Raw genomic sequence first — 16,482 nt, 5'->3', positions numbered from 1 at the left:
GATTTTCCTAACCCGGAAGTGGGATGTACTCGTCCTCATCCCCCGGAACGGTGGGAAATCGGCCGTTTTCCCAATCCCGTTTAGCCTCTTCAATTCTCTCCTTACGACTGGAAACGAAGTTCCACTCGATAAACCGTTTACCAAGGGGCTCGCCACCAATTAGTGCGAGCCGCGTTTCTTCCAGGGCTTCAACGGTGACACCTTCCTGCGCTGCCAGAACCGCCATGGAGAACTCGGGAATCTCCGTTCCGCCTGCCAGAAGTCGACCTTTCGCCACATAGAGGCCGCGTTCTCGGGCGTCTGGCAAGGTAAGCTTTTGGCCAGCCTTCAGCCAGGCTTCTATATACAGAGTGTCGGCAAACACCTTCACCGGAGAGGTCTCACCATAGGCGGTACCCATCATTACACGGACAGGTACATCACCTACCGACACGGAGGGAACGGTACTCTCCGAGTAGTGGTAAAAGGCGGGATCTGTTTCTTCTTCCGCCTCAGGCAGTGCCAGCCGTAACTGCAAGCCATGCAGTGTGTGGTCAGTTGCCGTAATCTCCGAGCGTTCCCGTTCTGAATGCACAATACCGTGCCCGGCCACCATCAGATTAATATCGCCCGGGCGGATGGGTTGCAGGCTCCCGAGGGAATCACGATGCAGGATTTCGCCTTCAAACAGGTAAGTGACGGTAGCAATGCCAATATGCGGGTGAGGGCGCACATTGATGCCGTCGCCGGCAGGAAAGTGTGCAGGCCCCATATGATCAAAGAAAATCCAGGGTCCGATCATCTTTTAGCCCACCACCGGAAGAACCCGCCGCACTGAAAAGCCGCCGAGTTCTCGTTCACGAGGTTGCAGGAGTTGAACCAACGCGCCACATTCTTTGGTGATTGGGCAGTCGAATTCGGTTTCCGGTGACAGGTTGCTCATGCGGGCTCCAGAGCTGATAAAGAAGTAGGTTGATTGATTGAAGATTGGTTGCACGTTTCGGGGCTGTCAAATAGCGCGCGCTCTGTTAGCGTTGTTGTTTTTTACCAAACCTTGAATGAGATGTCCCTATGCCAAAGCGAACGCCTCGCGATACTGCCCCGTTGATCGCGACCCTCAACGATCTCGCGATACTGGCCGATTATTCGCTGATGGACACCCTAAACTGTGACCCTGAGGGAACAACAAGCGGAGTCGACCACGCACCCCGTCAGGTATTTTCTGGCCACTACGTACCTGTCAGACCCACACCCATTGAAAACCCTGAATACGCCGCGCACGGCAAGAGTCTGTTTCGAGAACTGGGCTTTGCCGACCCCCTCGCGCAGTCGGAAGACTTTGTGCGGATGTTTTCAGGCGATTTAACCGGTGTACCGGAGCCTCTGCGTAAAACCGGATGGGCGTGTGGTTACGCGCTTTCTATCTACGGGAACGAATACACTCAGCAATGCCCATTCCAGACCGGCAATGGTTACGGTGATGGTCGCGCTGTTTCCGTGCTTGAGGCCGTCATCAACGGTCAACGCTGGGAGATACAGCTCAAAGGAGGAGGGCGCACACCCTACTGCCGTGGTGCAGACGGCCGGGCCGTTCTTCGCTCAAGTGTCCGTGAGTTCCTGGCCCAGGAGCACATGCACGCGCTGGGTGTTCCTACGTCACGATCTCTCAGCCTGTACGTTTCCAAAACCGAGAAAGTTCGGCGCCCGTGGTATTCAGAGGGATCACGATCGATCGACCCGGATGTGCTGGTATTCGAGCCCGTCGCCATTTCTACGCGGGTTGCGCCGTCGTTTATCCGGGTAGGGCAGCTCGAGCTCTTTGGGCGCCGTGCCCGTAAGAACGAACACCCTAAGGCCATGGAAGAACTCGAAAAGATCGTCTTTCACCTGATCGATCGTGAGTACGATGGCCTTATAGACCAGACATTATCCACTGCCGAAAAAGTCGTGTTGCTTGCCCGTGAGTTCCGCAGCCGCCTTACGTCGCTGGTGGCCAACTGGATTCGCGTTGGCTATTGCCAGGGCAACTTCAACAGCGACAACTGTGCAGCCGGCGGATTCACCCTCGACTATGGTCCCTTTGGATTCATCGATCTGTTCGACCCTCGTTATCAACCGTGGACCGGCGGCGGTCAGCACTTTTCGTTCCTTAACCAACCCGCGGCGGCAGAACGCAATTTCCATTCATTCTGCACGGCGTTGCAGCCGTTATTAAAGGCGCATCCGGATAGTTTGCGGCAACTGGACGAACTCGAAACTGGTTTTCCGCAACAGATGCAAACTCAAATGGAGAAGATGTGGGCGGCCAAACTGGGACTGGAGGCGTTCGACGAGGATCTGTTCCGAGAACTGCTAACCCTGATGGTGCACACGCCCGTCGATTACACGATGTTCTTCCGGGAACTTTCTGCGGTGCCCAACGATATCGAACCATTGCAGAAAAGCTTCTACAGGAGGCTGACGGATACGACGATCCCCGAAGGCCTGGAGAAGCGCTGGTCGGCATGGCTCACAAAATGGAGATCGATCACTGAGTCTGTTGATCGTGAATCGCTATCCACCCAGATGAAACTCGTCAACCCGAAGTACAGTTTGCGGGAATGGTTCGTTGTGCCTGCCTACAAGCAAGCCGCACAAGGAAATTACGCGTTGCTGCGTGAACTGCAGGACGTGATGACGCAGCCCTATGCTGAACAATCGAAGGATGTAGAGAACAAATACTACCGGCCAAAGCCGCTGGAGTTCTTCAACGCTGCTGGGGTATCGCACCTTAGCTGCTCTTCGTGAGCATTTGTTGATGTTGAAGGGTACTCCGCCCACCAGGCAATCTCAGTTATTTGGCTGCGCATAATGTATATTATGTTAAATACGGTATAGACCAGGATGTCTCTTTTGCAGGAGACACAGAATCGTTTACCTCTCCCTCACCCAAAACTAGAAAACATAAATGAAGCCAACACCAATCTCCGCCTCGTAATTGTTGCGCGTGATCGGGCTGTCTGAAACCTCACTCCCAAAGGCTTCGTAAAGAGCCTCACCGAAGATCTGCCAGTTCTTGTGCAAGTAATTACGGTAGCTAACATTGAACCCTGTTGATCTGTACCCGCTATCAACATCGGTTGCCGGTAGGCCGGAATCTATGGACTGTTGTGTGGTCACACCAAAGTCACGGTTGGCAAGCTTGCCATCGTGGAACGTAACAACCGCACCCACTTGCCAGCCAGTGCCGTTGGGCTTGCAGGCCAGGCAGGTTCCTGCCCCGAAAATTCCCAGTGTACCGACCTCGCCTGTTAAGACACGGCCATCCAGAAAGTAACGCCAGTCTTCCGTCAGCGCATGGCGCACTTCCAGCAGCACGGTGACTCCGGAACGTGAATCGCCTAGACCAACCCATCGCCATGGATTATTTATGGTACATCACAGACAGCTTACTCTAGCTTCGCCAAAATTGCGGTGAGAACATCACGAACACGCTCAGCAACTCCAGTCGCCCCAAAAGCATGGCAACCATCAACACCCACTTTGCCGCATCTGGTAATGGTTGAAAATTACCCGCAGGGCCGATGGTGTCACCAAGGCCGGGCCCCACGTTTGCGAGTGCCGTCGCCGCCCCCGTCAAACTGGTTACGAGGTCAAGGCCCAATGCGGCAAGAACTGCTGCCACCACCGCTAACGTTGCCAGGAATATAAATGAGAACGCTACGCTGGACGCCACGATTTCATCACTGATGATCCGCCCGTTGTAATGCCTTGCTATAACCGCTCTTGGGTGGAGCAATCTCGATACCTGCTCCCGCAGTAGCAGCATGGATAGCTGGAACCGGAAGATCTTCATGCCACCACTTGTTGAACCGGAACAGCCACCTACAAACGTGAGAAAGAAAAACAGGACCACGACCAGAGGTCCCCATAGCGAATAATCCTGAGAAGCATAGCCCGTTGTCGTTACAACCGATGTCACATTGAATAGCGCGTGCACAAACGCATCCAGTGGAAACGTTCCGTCATTCCAGATGCGGTATACAGCAATAACGGCTGCAATCAGAAACAGGAACTTTAGGAAAAAGTGAATTTGCTGATCGCGCAGTAACGGCTGAACTTGCCCGTTCAATAGTCTGACGAACAGGAAAAATGGAATACCGCCGAGCATCATGAAAATACTCGCAGCAAAGAGTATCGATAATTGGTCAAACTGCCCCATCGAGCTATCTGATGTGGAGTAGCCGCCGGTGGATACGGTTGTCAGGGCATGGTTCACTGCGTTGAACAGATCCATGCCCAAGGCCCAGTACGTTAGGATGCAGCCGAATGTCAGCACCAGATAACTGGCAACCAGCCCCCTCGCAAGACGGTTCGTGCGCGGCACGGCTTTCTCCGTCCACTCTGAAGATTCCGTAGCGAACAGCCGCATACCACCAATTCGGAGAAATGGAAGAATCGCTACGGCCATGCCAATGATGCCGATACCTCCCATCCATTGCATGATCGATCGCCAGAGCAGAATGTCTCCCGGGAGGTGGTCTAACCCACTCATTACCGTAGAGCCCGTGGTTGTCACGCCAGAGATGCTTTCGAAGAATGCGTCTGTAATACTCAGGTCAAGATCACTCAACAATAACGGCAGGCTTGAGAATAATGGAATAAAAATCCAGGCAGATACGGTCAGGATAAACATTTGCCTTTGTTTTAGGGCATGGCGGCGTTTTCCGCCCGCTCCAAAAAAACATAACAGGCCAACAGCGCAACAGATACTGGCGGACTTCACGAAAGCCAGCCAATCCGGTGTATCACCGAACATTAGGAGATTTACTGGCAGTGTCATCAGTAAACTGAGCAAAATCAGTAGGAAACCGAGTATTTGGATAACTGGAAGGATATTTAACAGAGGCAGCATCAGGATCGCCCAGACCGTTCACGTATCATTTTTGCCAGCAGACAGCCTATGACAGCCCCTGTTAACTGGGAATAAGTAGACAAAGCAGCATAGAGTAATTCGGCTTTGGTGTGGGTATCAATATAGTCACCGGGAAGCGCTGCGATAGTTGAAATTGCGGCAAAGAAAAATCCCCATTTGGCACCGTATACCCAAGCAAAAAAACCACGGGGGCCCGGTACGGAAATATGGACGTCACAGGCTGAGAAGCCTGCCTGTTCGCCACAGCCAAAAACCCAAGCCAAGCCAGCGCAATCACCAAATAGCCCCAAAAGCCCGGTTTTAATCTATAGACTCCCATCGCCGACAAGCCCTGCTCTCGACCAAGTTTGCCTCAGACGGCGTAAGGAAATCACATCCGGGGTGGAATTAGGACGGTACAAAGTGAAATTTTACGGTATTTTTACGGCGCTGAGAACACAGCCACGAAAGCTGTGTGAGAAGATTTCGTCAACAAGGTATTCACCGATATCGGAACCGCACCCATGATCGAAAAGCAACAGTTCATTGTCATTGGCCTTGGCGTGTTCGGGGCCACGATCGCACGCGAATTAACTCGCCTCGGCCACGAAGTGCTGGGTATTGATTCGGACGAACAACGAGTTGACCGACTGGCTGATGAAATCACTCATGCAGTGATCGCGGACGTCACAGACGAAAACTCGCTCATTGAACTGAACGCCGGCAGTTACGATACCGCTGTAGTGGCCATAGGTAGGAACGTCGAAGCTACGATGCTCGCCACGCTGCAACTCCGAGAACTTGGGGTAAAGAAGGTCTGGGCCAAGGCGCTGACAAACCAGCACCATCGCATTCTGGAAAGGCTTGGAGCGACCCGAATCATTGCACCGGAGTTCGAGATGGGTGTCCGGATCTCTCAGGAACTGAACTACCCGATGGTGCATGATTACCTGGGCCTGGACGACGACTATTTCATCGTGGACTTTCACACCACCGAAGACCTCGTTGACAAGACCATCGGAGAGGTGATCAACGGCGAACCGGTTGAAGCTCTGGTGGTTAAGCGCATGAAGGAAGCACATCCCCACCCGGACCACACCTGGACGATCCGAAAAGGCGACAGGATTGTCCTCGGTGGCCGGCTCGAAGACTTGAGGGATCTTGTTAACCGTCTATGAAAATTCATTTTCTGGATCTGGTTTCCTACGGTGCTAGAGGCGAACCTTCCTCAAAAGGAAGCATGAACCCACCGAGACTCCTACTTGAGTCGTTTCTGGTTCTCATCGCTCTTGGCGCTTGCCTGCTGAAGTTGCCCTTTGCGACCGTTGAGCCAGTGACTTGGATGGAAGCCGCCTTTACCGCTACCTCGGCGGTGACTGTGACTGGGCTTGTGGTGGTTGACACTGGGAGCCAGTACACCCTGTTCGGACAACTAGTGATATTGGCCTTGATTCAACTGGGCGGACTGGGATTGATGACCTTCGCGGTGCTCACGGCCCTCGCCCTGGGCTTCAAGCTGAGCCTCCAGCACCAAATGGTTGCGCAGGAAGCTTTCAACGAAATTTCGCTTCAGACGGCCAGGCGGGCCAGTGGGTCGATAGCCGCCTTCGCCTTGACGGCAGAAGCTATCGGCGTTGTGTTACTCGGCGTGTTTTTTGTCCCGGAGTTGGGGTGGTCCGAGGGTCTTTACCAGGCCTTGTTTTACACGATTTCAGCGTTTAACAATGCCGGTTTCGCCCTGTCTCCAGATAGCCTTTCTGCCTACGTTGACCATCCTGGCATCAGTCTGTCCGTGACGGCCCTGTTTATCACCGGCGGCCTGGGTTACATCGTCATCATGGAGCTCATCGATAAGCGATGTTGGTCGAGGTTGTCGGTTTACGTCAAAGTCATACTGCTTGCCACCTTGCTACTGAATCTGTTCGCCACCGGCGCCATTCTGCTACTTGAGTTTGGCAACCCCGCTACCCTTGGTGCACTGGATAGTTTCTGGGACAAGCTCCTGGCCGCCTGGTTTCAAGGCGTGACTCCACGAACCGCAGGCTTCAACACCCTTGATATTGGAGCGTTAACCGCCGGCACCAGTGTGCTGATGCTGCTTCTAATGTTCATCGGTGGTGCCCCGAACTCCACGTCCAGTGGTATCAAGATCTCAACTTTCATCATTATGCTTGCCGCAACCCGTTCGTTTTTGCGGGGCAACTTGAACGTGAGTTTTTTCAAACGCTCCCTCAGCAGCGAGACCGTACTCAAAGCCCTCGCCACAGCCACCATCGGGATGGCGGTGGTTTTTCTGGGGGTTGTGTCACTGAGTATTCTGGTTGAGGATGAGTTTCTAGATATCGCGTTTGAGGTGGTTTCCGCATTCGGCACCGTTGGTCTTTCACGGGGTACGACGGGCGAGCTCGGCACCGCCGGCCAGTTGGTCATCATGGCAATCATGCTGATCGGCCGTCTTGGCCCACTTACTTTGGGTTATACCCTGACAGTCCGTAGGAAATCCCGTGTTCGCTATGCGAAAACCGAGTTCCCGGTGGGCTGATCAGGAACCGAACCTGCCTCAATCCACAGCGATCCCCTCAATGGCATGCCAAGCCTCGGTCGATGTTTCGCTGAGTTGGTTGTTTTTCTCTTCGATGAATAATGCGGCGATATCATGCTGATCAGCGACCGCCGTTCCTTCCCTTGCTCCAAGACACAGTAAGGCAGTGGACCAGGCATCTGCCCGGATAGGGTCTTGATCGATGACTGTCACGGATACCGTGGAATGGCTAACCGGCCAATCTGTCCGCGCGTCCAACACATGGCTGTAGCACTGGCCCTGATCGTCGAGGTAATGGCGGTTGGTGCCTGAAGTCATAACCGATAGCGGGGCATCACTGCGAATCGTGATCACCTTATGAATAGACCGCTCTTCGGGCGTTGGCCGCTCAATGGCAACCCTCCACGGGTCTCCGCCTGGCTTGTAGCCTTGGGTTTTCAGTTCACCGCCCAGTTCCACCAGGTAGTGTTCGATGCCCGCAGACTCCAGCACGTCAGCCACCTTTTTGACTGTATACCCCTGAGCGATCGATGACAGATCAACCTGCAGACCGGGCGCGGACTTGGCCAGCGCATTACCGGCCCTTGCGACCACATGCTTGATTCCAAGGTTCTTTAGCTGATTTCGCAGCTCAGTCTCCGAAGGAACGGAAAGCTGCTGACCACTGAATCCCCAAAGGTCAAAAATGGGCTTTATGGTCAGGTCATAGCACCCACGACTGGCTTTGGTTACCTCTCGTGCCTTTGCAATCAGGTTTACGATTTCAGGCCCGACTTCCAGAACCTCCGACGCGCCGGCGCGGTTAAAACGCTCAATCACACTGTCTGATCGGTAGTTGGACATCAGTTCATCCACTTGCGCCAGTTCTGCAAAAACGTCCTGCCGCATTGCCTCGATTTGAAACCTCGGCATAGCGAGTCTTTGTTGCGCAAAGTCTACCTTTCCGAACGATGTCGAAGGGGAGAGAACCCTATTTTTTAACGCTTTTTTTACGCCTGATCGCTGTTTTGGTCATCGAATTTTTACGCCCCGCCCCAGCACCATAAAGACACACTCACTGAAGGAGACAGAGCGTGTCTACTTTCCTGTTAATTGTTTCTGTTGCAGTTGGCGGCTATCTGGTTGCCGCCCTGCTCTGGCCCGAGAGGTTCTGACCATGGCACTGATCGGCATTGGCATCATTCTGGGGCTTTTTGGCCTGTGTTTCCTGTTCATTGATCTGGAGGAACGGCTGTGAACGAGGTCATTGTAATCTATGCGGCTACGCTCCTTTTGGCGTGGCCTTTGGGTAAGTACATTGCCGGCGTTTTCGGCGGCGCCAAGGGGACGGCGGGCGCCGTCTTTTTGCCGGTGGAAAACGCTCTGTATCGGCTGTTTGGCGTTGACCCTTCCCAGCCCATGAGCTGGCAGGGTTACGGCAAGGCGTTGCTGAAACTGCACCTTGCTCTGGTCTTGATCGTCTTTGGCCTGTTGATGGCCCAGGGCTTTCTGTTCCTGAATCCGGACGGTATCGACGGCATGAGCTGGGACCTGGCGCTTCATACGGCGGTCTCGTTCCTGACCAATACCAACCAGCAGCATTATTCTGGGCAGGCGCAGCTCAGCTACCTGGCGCACACCTTTGGCATTGTGACGCTTCAGGTGGTCACACCGGCAGCGGGCATGGCGGCGTTGGTGGCTATTGTACGGACCCTGCTGGGTCGCTCTGACAAGAAGAAGCAACCGGCCGGCGATGGGGTCGTCTCTGTCGGTAACTTCTACGAGGACATCATCCGGGCCATTGTTCGCGTTATGTTGCCGGTCGCTGCGGTGGTGGCGCTGATCATTGCTGCCGAAGGTGTACCGAACAGCTACGAAGGTGCCCGCACCGCCATTCCGCTGGACCAGACCGCCGGGATGGAAGAGCAGAACATTCCGATTGGTCCGGTGGCACCCATGGTGGCCATCAAACAGGTCGGCACCAACGGCGGTGGCTGGTATGGCCCCAACTCCAGCGTTCCCCTGGAAAATCCGACACCGGTAAGCAACTTCGTACAGACAGTGTCGATTGTGCTGATTCCCGCTGCCCTGGTGTTTGCGCTTGGATTCATGACCGGCCGTTGCCGACTGGCCATGGTGGTGATGGGCGTCATGGTGGTGATGTCGATTTCACTGACCTCGGTCACGATATGGTCCGAGAACCAGCCTAACGCGGCGTTCGCCGGTTTGGCCGCCGAAGGCCCGAACCTGGAAGGCAAGGAAGTTCGCTTTGGCGCGACTGCCACCGCTCTCTGGGGCAGCTGGACCACCCAGACCTCTAACGGTTCGGTCAACGGCATGCACGACAGCTTTAACCCCATTGGCGGCATGATCCCGATGATCGACATGTTCATCAACGTTACCTTTGGCGGTATCGGTGTGGGCCTGATTGGCTACCTGCTATTCCTGCTCTTGGCGGCGTTCCTGGGCTCGCTGATGATCGGCCGGGCACCCGAAATTGCCGGCAAGGCACTGGAAACCCGGGAAATGAAGCTGGTCTGCATCGCCCTGTTGATCCAGCCCCTGTTGATTTTGGGGTTCAGCGCCATCACCGTTGCCTTCCCATCGTTAACCGGAAACTCCAATCCGGGCTTCCATGGTCTCAGTCAGGTGATCTACGAGTACACCTCGGCCTTCGCCAACAACGGTTCCGGCTTCGAAGGCCTTGGCGACAACACCGTGTGGTGGAACGTGACCTGTGCGGTCAACCTGGCCCTTGGGCGCTTTATTCCCATCCTGGCACCGCTCGCCATCGCCGCGTCACTGGCCGCCAAACGTTCCGCGCCGGAAGGTCGGGGCAGCCTGAGCATCGACACGCCCACCTTCGGGCTGATGACCCTGGCGGTGATTGTGATGTTTACCCTGCTGAGCTTTATGCCGGTGCTGATTCTCGGCCCGATCGCTGAAGCCCTGGCTCTGATGTCCTGATTGGAGAACGATGATGTCCAAGAGAACCCCTAAAATGACTGACTCACTTGATCTGGGCACTGTTGTCGGCCAGTCCATCAAGCGGCTGACGCCCAAAGATCTGGCCCGCAACCCGGTCATGATGGTCGTCGGTATCGGAACAGTGATCACCTTTCTGCTGGGCCTGAGTAATCTGGCCCAGGGTGCGCCCGCCGGCCTGGATTTCGCGATCAGCGCGATCCTGCTGTTCACGGTGCTCTTTGCCAATGGCGCCGAATCCGTAGCGGAAGCTCGCGGCAAGGCGCAAGCCGGTGCTCTCAGAGCGACCCGGAAAGACCTGAAAGCCCGCAAGCTGGATGGCGACCAGGAAAAGGATGTCCCAGCAACCGACCTGCGTCGGGGCGACCGGGTATTGGTTAAGCCCAATGAGCTGATACCCGCTGACGGCGAGATCGTCAAAGGCGCAGCCACCATCAATGAGTCGGCGGTCACCGGTGAGTCTGCGCCAGTGCTTCGTGAGGCGGGCACTGATAACAGCGGTGTCAGCGCGGGTACCAAGGTACTGTCTGATGATATCGAGATCGAAGTTACCGTCGACCCCGGTAACTCACTGCTGGATCGTATGATCGCCTTGGTGGAAGGCGCAAAGCGGCAGAAAACTCCGAGCGAGCTGGCTCTCTCGGTTCTCCTTGCTGCCATGACCCTGGTGTTCCTGATTGTCGTGGTCACACTGGTGCCGTTTGGAGCGTTTGTCGGGGCGACACCCTCCTATTCAGTTCTGGTGGCCCTGTTGGTCTGTCTGATTCCCACGACCATTGGTGGCCTGCTCCCGGCCATCGGGATTGCGGGTATGGACCGCGCCATGCGGGCAAACGTGATTGCCAAGTCGGGCAAGGCCGTGGAAGTGGCCGGCTCCATCGATACGCTCCTGCTCGATAAGACCGGCACCATCACACTGGGTGATCGCAAGGCAACAGCCTTTGAACCGGTTCGGGGCGTGGCGCCGGGCACCTTGAGGGACGCCGCACTGCTCACTTCCCTGGCAGATCCCACCCCCGAGGGCAAATCCGTTGTCGCTCTGGCTCGGGATAAGGGCTCGGACGCCGAGGCAGCCGATGGCACAGAATTCATTGCATTCTCTGCCAACACCCGTATGTCCGGGGTGGACCTGCCGGATGGGCGGATTCTGCGCAAGGGCGCAACGGATGCCATTCGCAAATTCGTTACGGAAAACGGCGGCAACTATCCGCAGGAAACAGACACTCTGGTAGACCGGGTTGCCAAGAACGGCGCTACACCGCTCGTGGTCGCCGAGGGTAATCGGGTACTGGGAGTGATCGCTCTGTCGGATGTCATCAAGTCCGGCATCAAGGAACGTTTCGCCAAGCTTCGGGACATGGGTGTGAAGACGGTGATGATTACCGGTGACAACCCGATAACTGCTGCGGCAATTGCCGCCGAGGCGGGTGTGGATGATTTCATCGCAGAAGCCACACCGGAGCAGAAGCTCGACATCATTCGCAAGGAGCAGGCGGAAGGTCGCATGGTGGCCATGATGGGGGATGGCACCAACGATGCTCCTGCCCTGGCCCAGGCCGACCTTGGTCTGGCCATGAACTCGGGCACCCAGGCCGCGCGAGAAGCCGGCAACATGGTGGATCTGGATTCCGACCCCGGCAAACTGCTGCAGGTGGTAGAGATTGGCAAACAACTGCTGATTACCCGGGGGTCGTTGACCACCTTTTCCCTGGCCAACGACGTCGCCAAGTACTTCGCTATCCTACCAGCGCTGTTTGTCACCAGTCTGCCGGCCCTGGATGCCCTGAACGTACTTGATCTTGAAAACCCGATGAGCGCGGTGTTGGCCGCCACCATCTTTAATGCGCTGATTATCCCGGCGTTGATCCCCTTCGCCCTCAAAGGCGTGCAATTCAAACCGGCAACCGCCACCCAGCTGTTGCGCCGCAACCTTCTGATCTTCGGATTGGGTGGCCTGCTGCTGCCGTTCGCGGCCATCAAGGCCCTGGATCTGATGCTCACCGTAGTTATCTGAGGAGACTGACATGATGACTGATTCAAACACTGAGGCCGTCACCCGGTCCGCTTCCTGGCTCTCTGCAGTGCGCGCGGCCGTCGTCCTGATCCTGCTGTGCGGCGGACTGTATCCCCTGTTGGTTACAACGGCCGGAAAAGTCATGTTTCCCCATCAGGCATTAGGGAGCATGATCATCGTGGACGACAAGATCGTCGGATCAGAACTGGTGGGGCAGCGGTTCGTCGCCCCCGAGTACTTCCACGGTCGGCCTTCAGCGGCCAGTTATGATCCGTTCTCCGTCGGAGGCTCGAATTATGCGGCCAGCAATCCGGATCTGAGGGCGCGGGTTGCGCAGGATTCCGCGGCTATTGCCGAGCGAGAGGATATCGCCCCGACGTCCATCCCTGCGGACTTGCTGGCGGCCTCGGGATCCGGCATAGACCCTCACATTTCACCGGAATCGGCTATGATACAGGCCGAGCGTGTGGCGACGGCCCGTGATATTCCGGTTGCCCAAGTCAATGAACTGATTGCCGAGTACACAGAGGGGCCTACTCTGGGGATCTTTGGCCAGCCGCGAGTCAACGTTCTGAAAATTAACCTGACACTGGATGGCAAGGAGTTGAACGATTGAATCAAGGCGATCCGAATCGTCCCAACCCGGACGCGCTCCTGAAAACTCAGGAGCGTGAGTCCGCCGGGGGGCTCAAAATTTTTCTGGGCGCCGCTCCGGGCGTGGGCAAGACTTACCAGATGCTGCAATCCGCCCACGAACTGAAGCGTCAGGGCGTGGATGTGGTTGTCGGCGTTGCGGAAACCCACGGCCGCGCTGATACCGAGGCCCTGTGCGAGGGCCTGGAGCAGCTGCCAGCCAGGGAGTTGGAGTACGCTGGCAAGCGGTTCCGAGAATTCGATGTCGATGCCGCCCTTCAAAGAAAACCCGATGTGCTGTTGGTCGACGAGCTGGCCCATCGCAACATCCCGGGCACCCGCCACCCCAGACGTTACCAAGATATCGAGGAAATGCTGGATCAGGGGATCAACGTCTGGACGGCGATCAACATCCAGCATCTTGAGAGCCTGTCAGACGTGGTGGCCAGCATTACCGGGGTACGGATGCGGGAAACCGTCCCGGATTCGATTCTGGAGCGCGCCCGCGACATCGTCCTGGTGGATCTGACCCCCTCAGAGCTGCTGGAACGGCTTCGGCAAGGCAAAGTGTATGTGCCGGAACAGGCCCGCGCTGCGATGGATGGCTATTTCTCGCCCTCTAATCTGTCTGCCCTGCGGGAGCTTGCCGTCCAGGCCATCGCCGAGCGGCTCGATGCCGATGTGCGGGAGAATATGCAGTCCCGTGGCATCGCAGGCCCCTGGCACATTCGATCCCGTATGCTGGTTGCGGTTGACGGCTCTGGACAGGGCGAAACCCTAGTGCGGGCCGCAAGGCGGCTCGCAGAACGGCGAAAAGCCCCCTGGACGGTCGTGACCGTCGATAATGGCAGGGCGGGTACCGAAGAACGCCAACGGCTTGAGAAAGTGTTCGACCTGGCGTCCCGACTGGGCGCCGAGGTGAAAACGCTTCGTGGCTATAATATTGCTGATGAAATCCTGGCGTTCGCCAGGGACCAGAACGTCACAACGCTGATTCTTGGCCGCTCCCACAATCGCTGGTGGCACTTCCGGAAATCCACCAGCCGAAAGCTGCTTAAGCAGGCCGAGGCCTTTGAAGTTACTTTCATTCCAGTGCCGCGGAAACAGCGCCGGCCGATGGTTGAGGCCGCCGGCCAGCCGGTGCGCTGGAGCGACTATGCCTGGGCCGTTGGCAGTGTTGGTGTGGCAACCGCGATATCCATGGGGCTTGAGAATCTTCTGCCGCTGGGAAACCTGTCGCTGATCTTCCTGACCTCCGTGCTCTGGGTAGCGGCCCGCACCGGCATCCGCCCCGCGCTGTTTTCGGCCGCGCTGAGTTTTCTGACCTACAACTTCTTCTTCACGGAACCCCGCCTTACGTTCCATATGGCCGACACCGATGAGCTGCTGACGGTGGTGTTTTTCCTGATCATTGCCGTCACCGGGGGTAACCTGGCGGGCCGATTGCGGGATCAGGTGAAACTGCTTCGGGCATCAAATGACCGCACGGATGCCCACTTGCAGTTCACTCGTCGCCTTGCTTCAGCGCCCGACATAGCGTCGGTACAGACAGAAGCCGTCGAGACCCTTTTCACGCAGCTCAAGGTGCCGTTGATTATTGCCCAGCGCAGCCCAGAGAACGACGTCATTGAAGTTGTAAATCAGGGAGGGCCGGCTCATACCCTGAACGACGCTGCGCGTTCCGCCATTGACTGGGCGATTCGCAATGCCAAGCCCAGCGGCGCTTTCTCTGACACGTTACATAGTTTGCCTTGGCGTTTTGAACCGATAGAAGCTGACGGCGAAGTGTATGGGGTGCTGGGTTTACGGGTTGAGGATATGGCGCCTGAGTATTATCGAGGGCTTGCTATCGACGTCTACGTGCATCAATTAGGCCTGGCATGGTTTCGTACGCGCCTCGCTGCGAATCTGTCCGCTTCTCGAGTGGCGGAGGAAACCGAACGCCTGCGTTCTGCACTGCTCTCCTCCATTTCCCACGATTTGAGAACACCGCTGGCTTCAATGATTGGCTCCGCCAGTACTCTGAAGTCGATGTTTGACCGCCTGTCTGACGAGGACCGGGCCAGCCTCATCGATTCCGTGCTTGGTGAAGGGGAACGCCTCGACCGTTATATTCGCAACCTTCTGGATATGACCAAGCTCGGGCACGGAACACTGAAGATCGAGCGGGACTGGATTGCCTTCACCGACATTCTGTCGTCGGCGCTCAGACGCACTCGAAGCCTGATGTCGAATGTTCGGGTTGAACGTGAGGTGCAGGAAGACCTGCCGTTGCTTTTTGTCCATCCGGCGCTAATTGAACAGGCCCTGGTGAATGTTATCGAGAACGCCGCCAAGTTCGCCCCCGACAACTCCACCCTTTCCATTCAGGCTCACCGGAAGGGCGATGGACTGATCATTGCCATTTCCGATGAAGGGCCGGGCATCCCGGAGGGGCAGCGAGACCAGGTGTTCGACATGTTCTTCACCGGCGGCGAAGGGGATCGAGGGCCGCACGGCAGTGGGCTTGGCCTGGCCATCTGTCACGGTATGGTGGCGGCCCACGGTGGTCGGATTCAGGCGCTGGCCGGGCCCAATGGGGACGGCGCTACCATCGAGATAGCCCTGCCTCTGATAGAATCCCCTGAGTCAGAATCCAATCGGGAAGCCATTGAATGAGCACGCCAGCGCCAAACCGGGAAAAACCCTGCATTCTTGTGATTGATGACGAGGCCCAGATTCGGCATTTCCTGCGTATCAGCCTGAAAACCGAGGGCTACGAGCTACTCGAAGCCGAAAACGGGGAAGCCGGGCTGGGGTTGTGCGCACGACACTCGCCTGACCTCGTGATCTTGGATCTCGGGCTACCGGACATGGATGGCTCGGACGTGCTGGCTGGTTTGCGGGAGTGGTCAACGGCGCCGGTGATCATTCTCTCCGTTCGGGATCGGGAGCTTGAAAAAGTGAAGGCGCTGGATCTGGGTGCCAACGATTACGTCACCAAACCTTTTGGCGTGGACGAACTGCTCGCACGGGTTCGGACTCAGTTGCGAATCCATCAGAAAGGAAATGACTCGGGAGCCTCAGAAACCTCTGCCTTATTCGATAACGGCACACTGAAGATTGACCTTTCGATGCGCATAGTCTCAGTAAATGGTGAGCCGGTGAGGCTGACCCCCAAAGAATTTGCCGTGTTGAAGGTGTTGCTGCTCGCCTCTGGAAAGATCGTCACTCAGTCGCAATTGTTAAAGGATATCTGGGGCCCGACACATACCTCCGATACTCACTATCTGAGGATTTTGATAGGAAGGCTCAGACAAAAACTGGGGGACGATCCAACAGAGCAGCGCTACATTCAGACTGAACCCGGCGTTGGTTACCGGTTTCTGGGAATCTCCTGAATCGCATTAGGGGAGGCGCCTCAACGCCCCTCCCGCAACACACTGTTTTGGTCATTGCAGGAGGGCAATTGCCTGG

General features: G+C 56.3%; 14 protein-coding genes. 9 read left to right on the top strand and 5 right to left on the bottom strand.

Annotated features, from left to right (window positions below):
- Positions 1-7 precede the first annotated feature (7 nt).
- A complete protein-coding gene (locus tag ACTZWX_RS02840) occupies positions 8-781 on the bottom strand; it encodes a pirin family protein (RefSeq protein WP_444712660.1) in 774 nt (257 codons plus the stop codon).
- A 3-nt stretch (positions 782-784) separates the two neighbouring features.
- A complete protein-coding gene (locus tag ACTZWX_RS02835; protein ID WP_444712659.1) occupies positions 785-922 on the bottom strand; it encodes a hypothetical protein in 138 nt (45 codons plus the stop codon).
- Between the two features lie 128 nt (positions 923-1,050).
- Between ACTZWX_RS02835 and ACTZWX_RS02830 the strand changes: the two genes are divergently transcribed.
- A complete protein-coding gene (locus ACTZWX_RS02830; protein ID WP_444712658.1) occupies positions 1,051-2,766 on the top strand; it encodes a protein adenylyltransferase SelO in 1,716 nt (571 codons plus the stop codon).
- A 147-nt stretch (positions 2,767-2,913) separates the two neighbouring features.
- On the opposite strand, the gene ACTZWX_RS02825 is transcribed toward ACTZWX_RS02830, so the two are convergent.
- Positions 2,914-3,390 (bottom strand): MipA/OmpV family protein, encoded by a 477-nt coding sequence (locus tag ACTZWX_RS02825; protein WP_444712844.1) that lies wholly within the window; start codon positions 3,388-3,390, stop codon positions 2,914-2,916.
- Positions 3,391-3,412: 22 nt separating this feature from the next.
- Positions 3,413-4,873, bottom strand: coding sequence for a TrkH family potassium uptake protein (locus ACTZWX_RS02820; RefSeq protein WP_228715526.1), 1,461 nt, complete (start codon positions 4,871-4,873; stop codon positions 3,413-3,415).
- 524 nt (positions 4,874-5,397) lie between these two features.
- Here ACTZWX_RS02820 and ACTZWX_RS02815 point away from each other — a divergent pair.
- Positions 5,398-6,051, top strand: coding sequence for a potassium channel family protein (locus ACTZWX_RS02815; RefSeq protein ID WP_444712657.1), 654 nt, complete (start codon positions 5,398-5,400; stop codon positions 6,049-6,051).
- Between the two features lie 62 nt (positions 6,052-6,113).
- On the top strand, positions 6,114-7,415 hold the full coding sequence (locus tag ACTZWX_RS02810) for a TrkH family potassium uptake protein (protein WP_444712656.1): 1,302 nt from the start codon (positions 6,114-6,116) through the stop codon (positions 7,413-7,415).
- An 18-nt stretch (positions 7,416-7,433) separates the two neighbouring features.
- Here the strand turns inward: ACTZWX_RS02810 and ACTZWX_RS02805 are convergent, their stop codons facing one another.
- A complete protein-coding gene (locus tag ACTZWX_RS02805) occupies positions 7,434-8,327 on the bottom strand; it encodes an FAD:protein FMN transferase (RefSeq protein ID WP_444712655.1) in 894 nt (297 codons plus the stop codon).
- A gap of 161 nt (positions 8,328-8,488) precedes the next feature.
- Here ACTZWX_RS02805 and kdpF point away from each other — a divergent pair, with 161 nt between their 5' ends.
- The 6 genes from kdpF to ACTZWX_RS02775 all read left to right on the top strand — a co-directional run bounded on the left by kdpF (position 8,489) and on the right by ACTZWX_RS02775 (position 16,406).
- Complete coding sequence (gene kdpF, locus ACTZWX_RS02800; RefSeq protein ID WP_366935821.1) at positions 8,489-8,569, top strand: K(+)-transporting ATPase subunit F; 81 nt, start codon at positions 8,489-8,491, stop codon at positions 8,567-8,569.
- A 79-nt stretch (positions 8,570-8,648) separates the two neighbouring features.
- On the top strand, positions 8,649-10,361 hold the full coding sequence (gene kdpA / locus ACTZWX_RS02795) for a potassium-transporting ATPase subunit KdpA (protein WP_444712654.1): 1,713 nt from the start codon (positions 8,649-8,651) through the stop codon (positions 10,359-10,361).
- 13 nt (positions 10,362-10,374) lie between these two features.
- Positions 10,375-12,393 (top strand): potassium-transporting ATPase subunit KdpB, encoded by a 2,019-nt coding sequence (gene kdpB, locus ACTZWX_RS02790; protein ID WP_444712653.1) that lies wholly within the window; start codon positions 10,375-10,377, stop codon positions 12,391-12,393.
- Between the two features lie 13 nt (positions 12,394-12,406).
- Complete coding sequence (kdpC, locus tag ACTZWX_RS02785) at positions 12,407-13,009, top strand: potassium-transporting ATPase subunit KdpC (protein WP_444712652.1); 603 nt, start codon at positions 12,407-12,409, stop codon at positions 13,007-13,009.
- Positions 13,006-15,684, top strand: coding sequence for a DUF4118 domain-containing protein (locus tag ACTZWX_RS02780; protein ID WP_444712651.1), 2,679 nt, complete (start codon positions 13,006-13,008; stop codon positions 15,682-15,684). The genes kdpC and ACTZWX_RS02780 overlap by 4 nt, the downstream gene beginning before the upstream one ends.
- Positions 15,681-16,406: a response regulator gene (locus ACTZWX_RS02775; RefSeq protein ID WP_444712650.1), complete on the top strand. Its 726-nt coding sequence runs from the start codon at positions 15,681-15,683 to the stop codon at positions 16,404-16,406. The genes ACTZWX_RS02780 and ACTZWX_RS02775 overlap by 4 nt, the downstream gene beginning before the upstream one ends.
- Positions 16,407-16,482: the final 76 nt, after the last annotated feature.

The sequence above is a fragment of the Marinobacter sp. NSM genome, assembly GCF_052380025.1.
Taxonomy (GTDB): Bacteria; Pseudomonadota; Gammaproteobacteria; order Pseudomonadales; family Oleiphilaceae; genus Marinobacter.
The sequence above is the reverse complement of the archived record's forward strand: the minus strand, read 5'-3'. Positions and strand labels throughout refer to the sequence as shown.

Coding starts and splice junctions, on each gene's coding strand:
- ACTZWX_RS02840 (WP_444712660.1), bottom strand. CDS start 781: ATGATCGGACCCTGGATTTTCTTTGATCATATGGGGCCTGCACACTTT.
- ACTZWX_RS02835 (WP_444712659.1), bottom strand. CDS start 922: ATGAGCAACCTGTCACCGGAAACCGAATTCGACTGCCCAATCACCAAA.
- ACTZWX_RS02830 (WP_444712658.1), top strand. CDS start 1,051: ATGCCAAAGCGAACGCCTCGCGATACTGCCCCGTTGATCGCGACCCTC.
- ACTZWX_RS02820 (WP_228715526.1), bottom strand. CDS start 4,873: ATGCTGCCTCTGTTAAATATCCTTCCAGTTATCCAAATACTCGGTTTC.
- ACTZWX_RS02815 (WP_444712657.1), top strand. CDS start 5,398: ATGATCGAAAAGCAACAGTTCATTGTCATTGGCCTTGGCGTGTTCGGG.
- ACTZWX_RS02810 (WP_444712656.1), top strand. CDS start 6,114: ATGAACCCACCGAGACTCCTACTTGAGTCGTTTCTGGTTCTCATCGCT.
- ACTZWX_RS02805 (WP_444712655.1), bottom strand. CDS start 8,327: ATGCCGAGGTTTCAAATCGAGGCAATGCGGCAGGACGTTTTTGCAGAA.
- kdpB (WP_444712653.1), top strand. CDS start 10,375: ATGTCCAAGAGAACCCCTAAAATGACTGACTCACTTGATCTGGGCACT.
- kdpC (WP_444712652.1), top strand. CDS start 12,407: ATGACTGATTCAAACACTGAGGCCGTCACCCGGTCCGCTTCCTGGCTC.
- ACTZWX_RS02775 (WP_444712650.1), top strand. CDS start 15,681: ATGAGCACGCCAGCGCCAAACCGGGAAAAACCCTGCATTCTTGTGATT.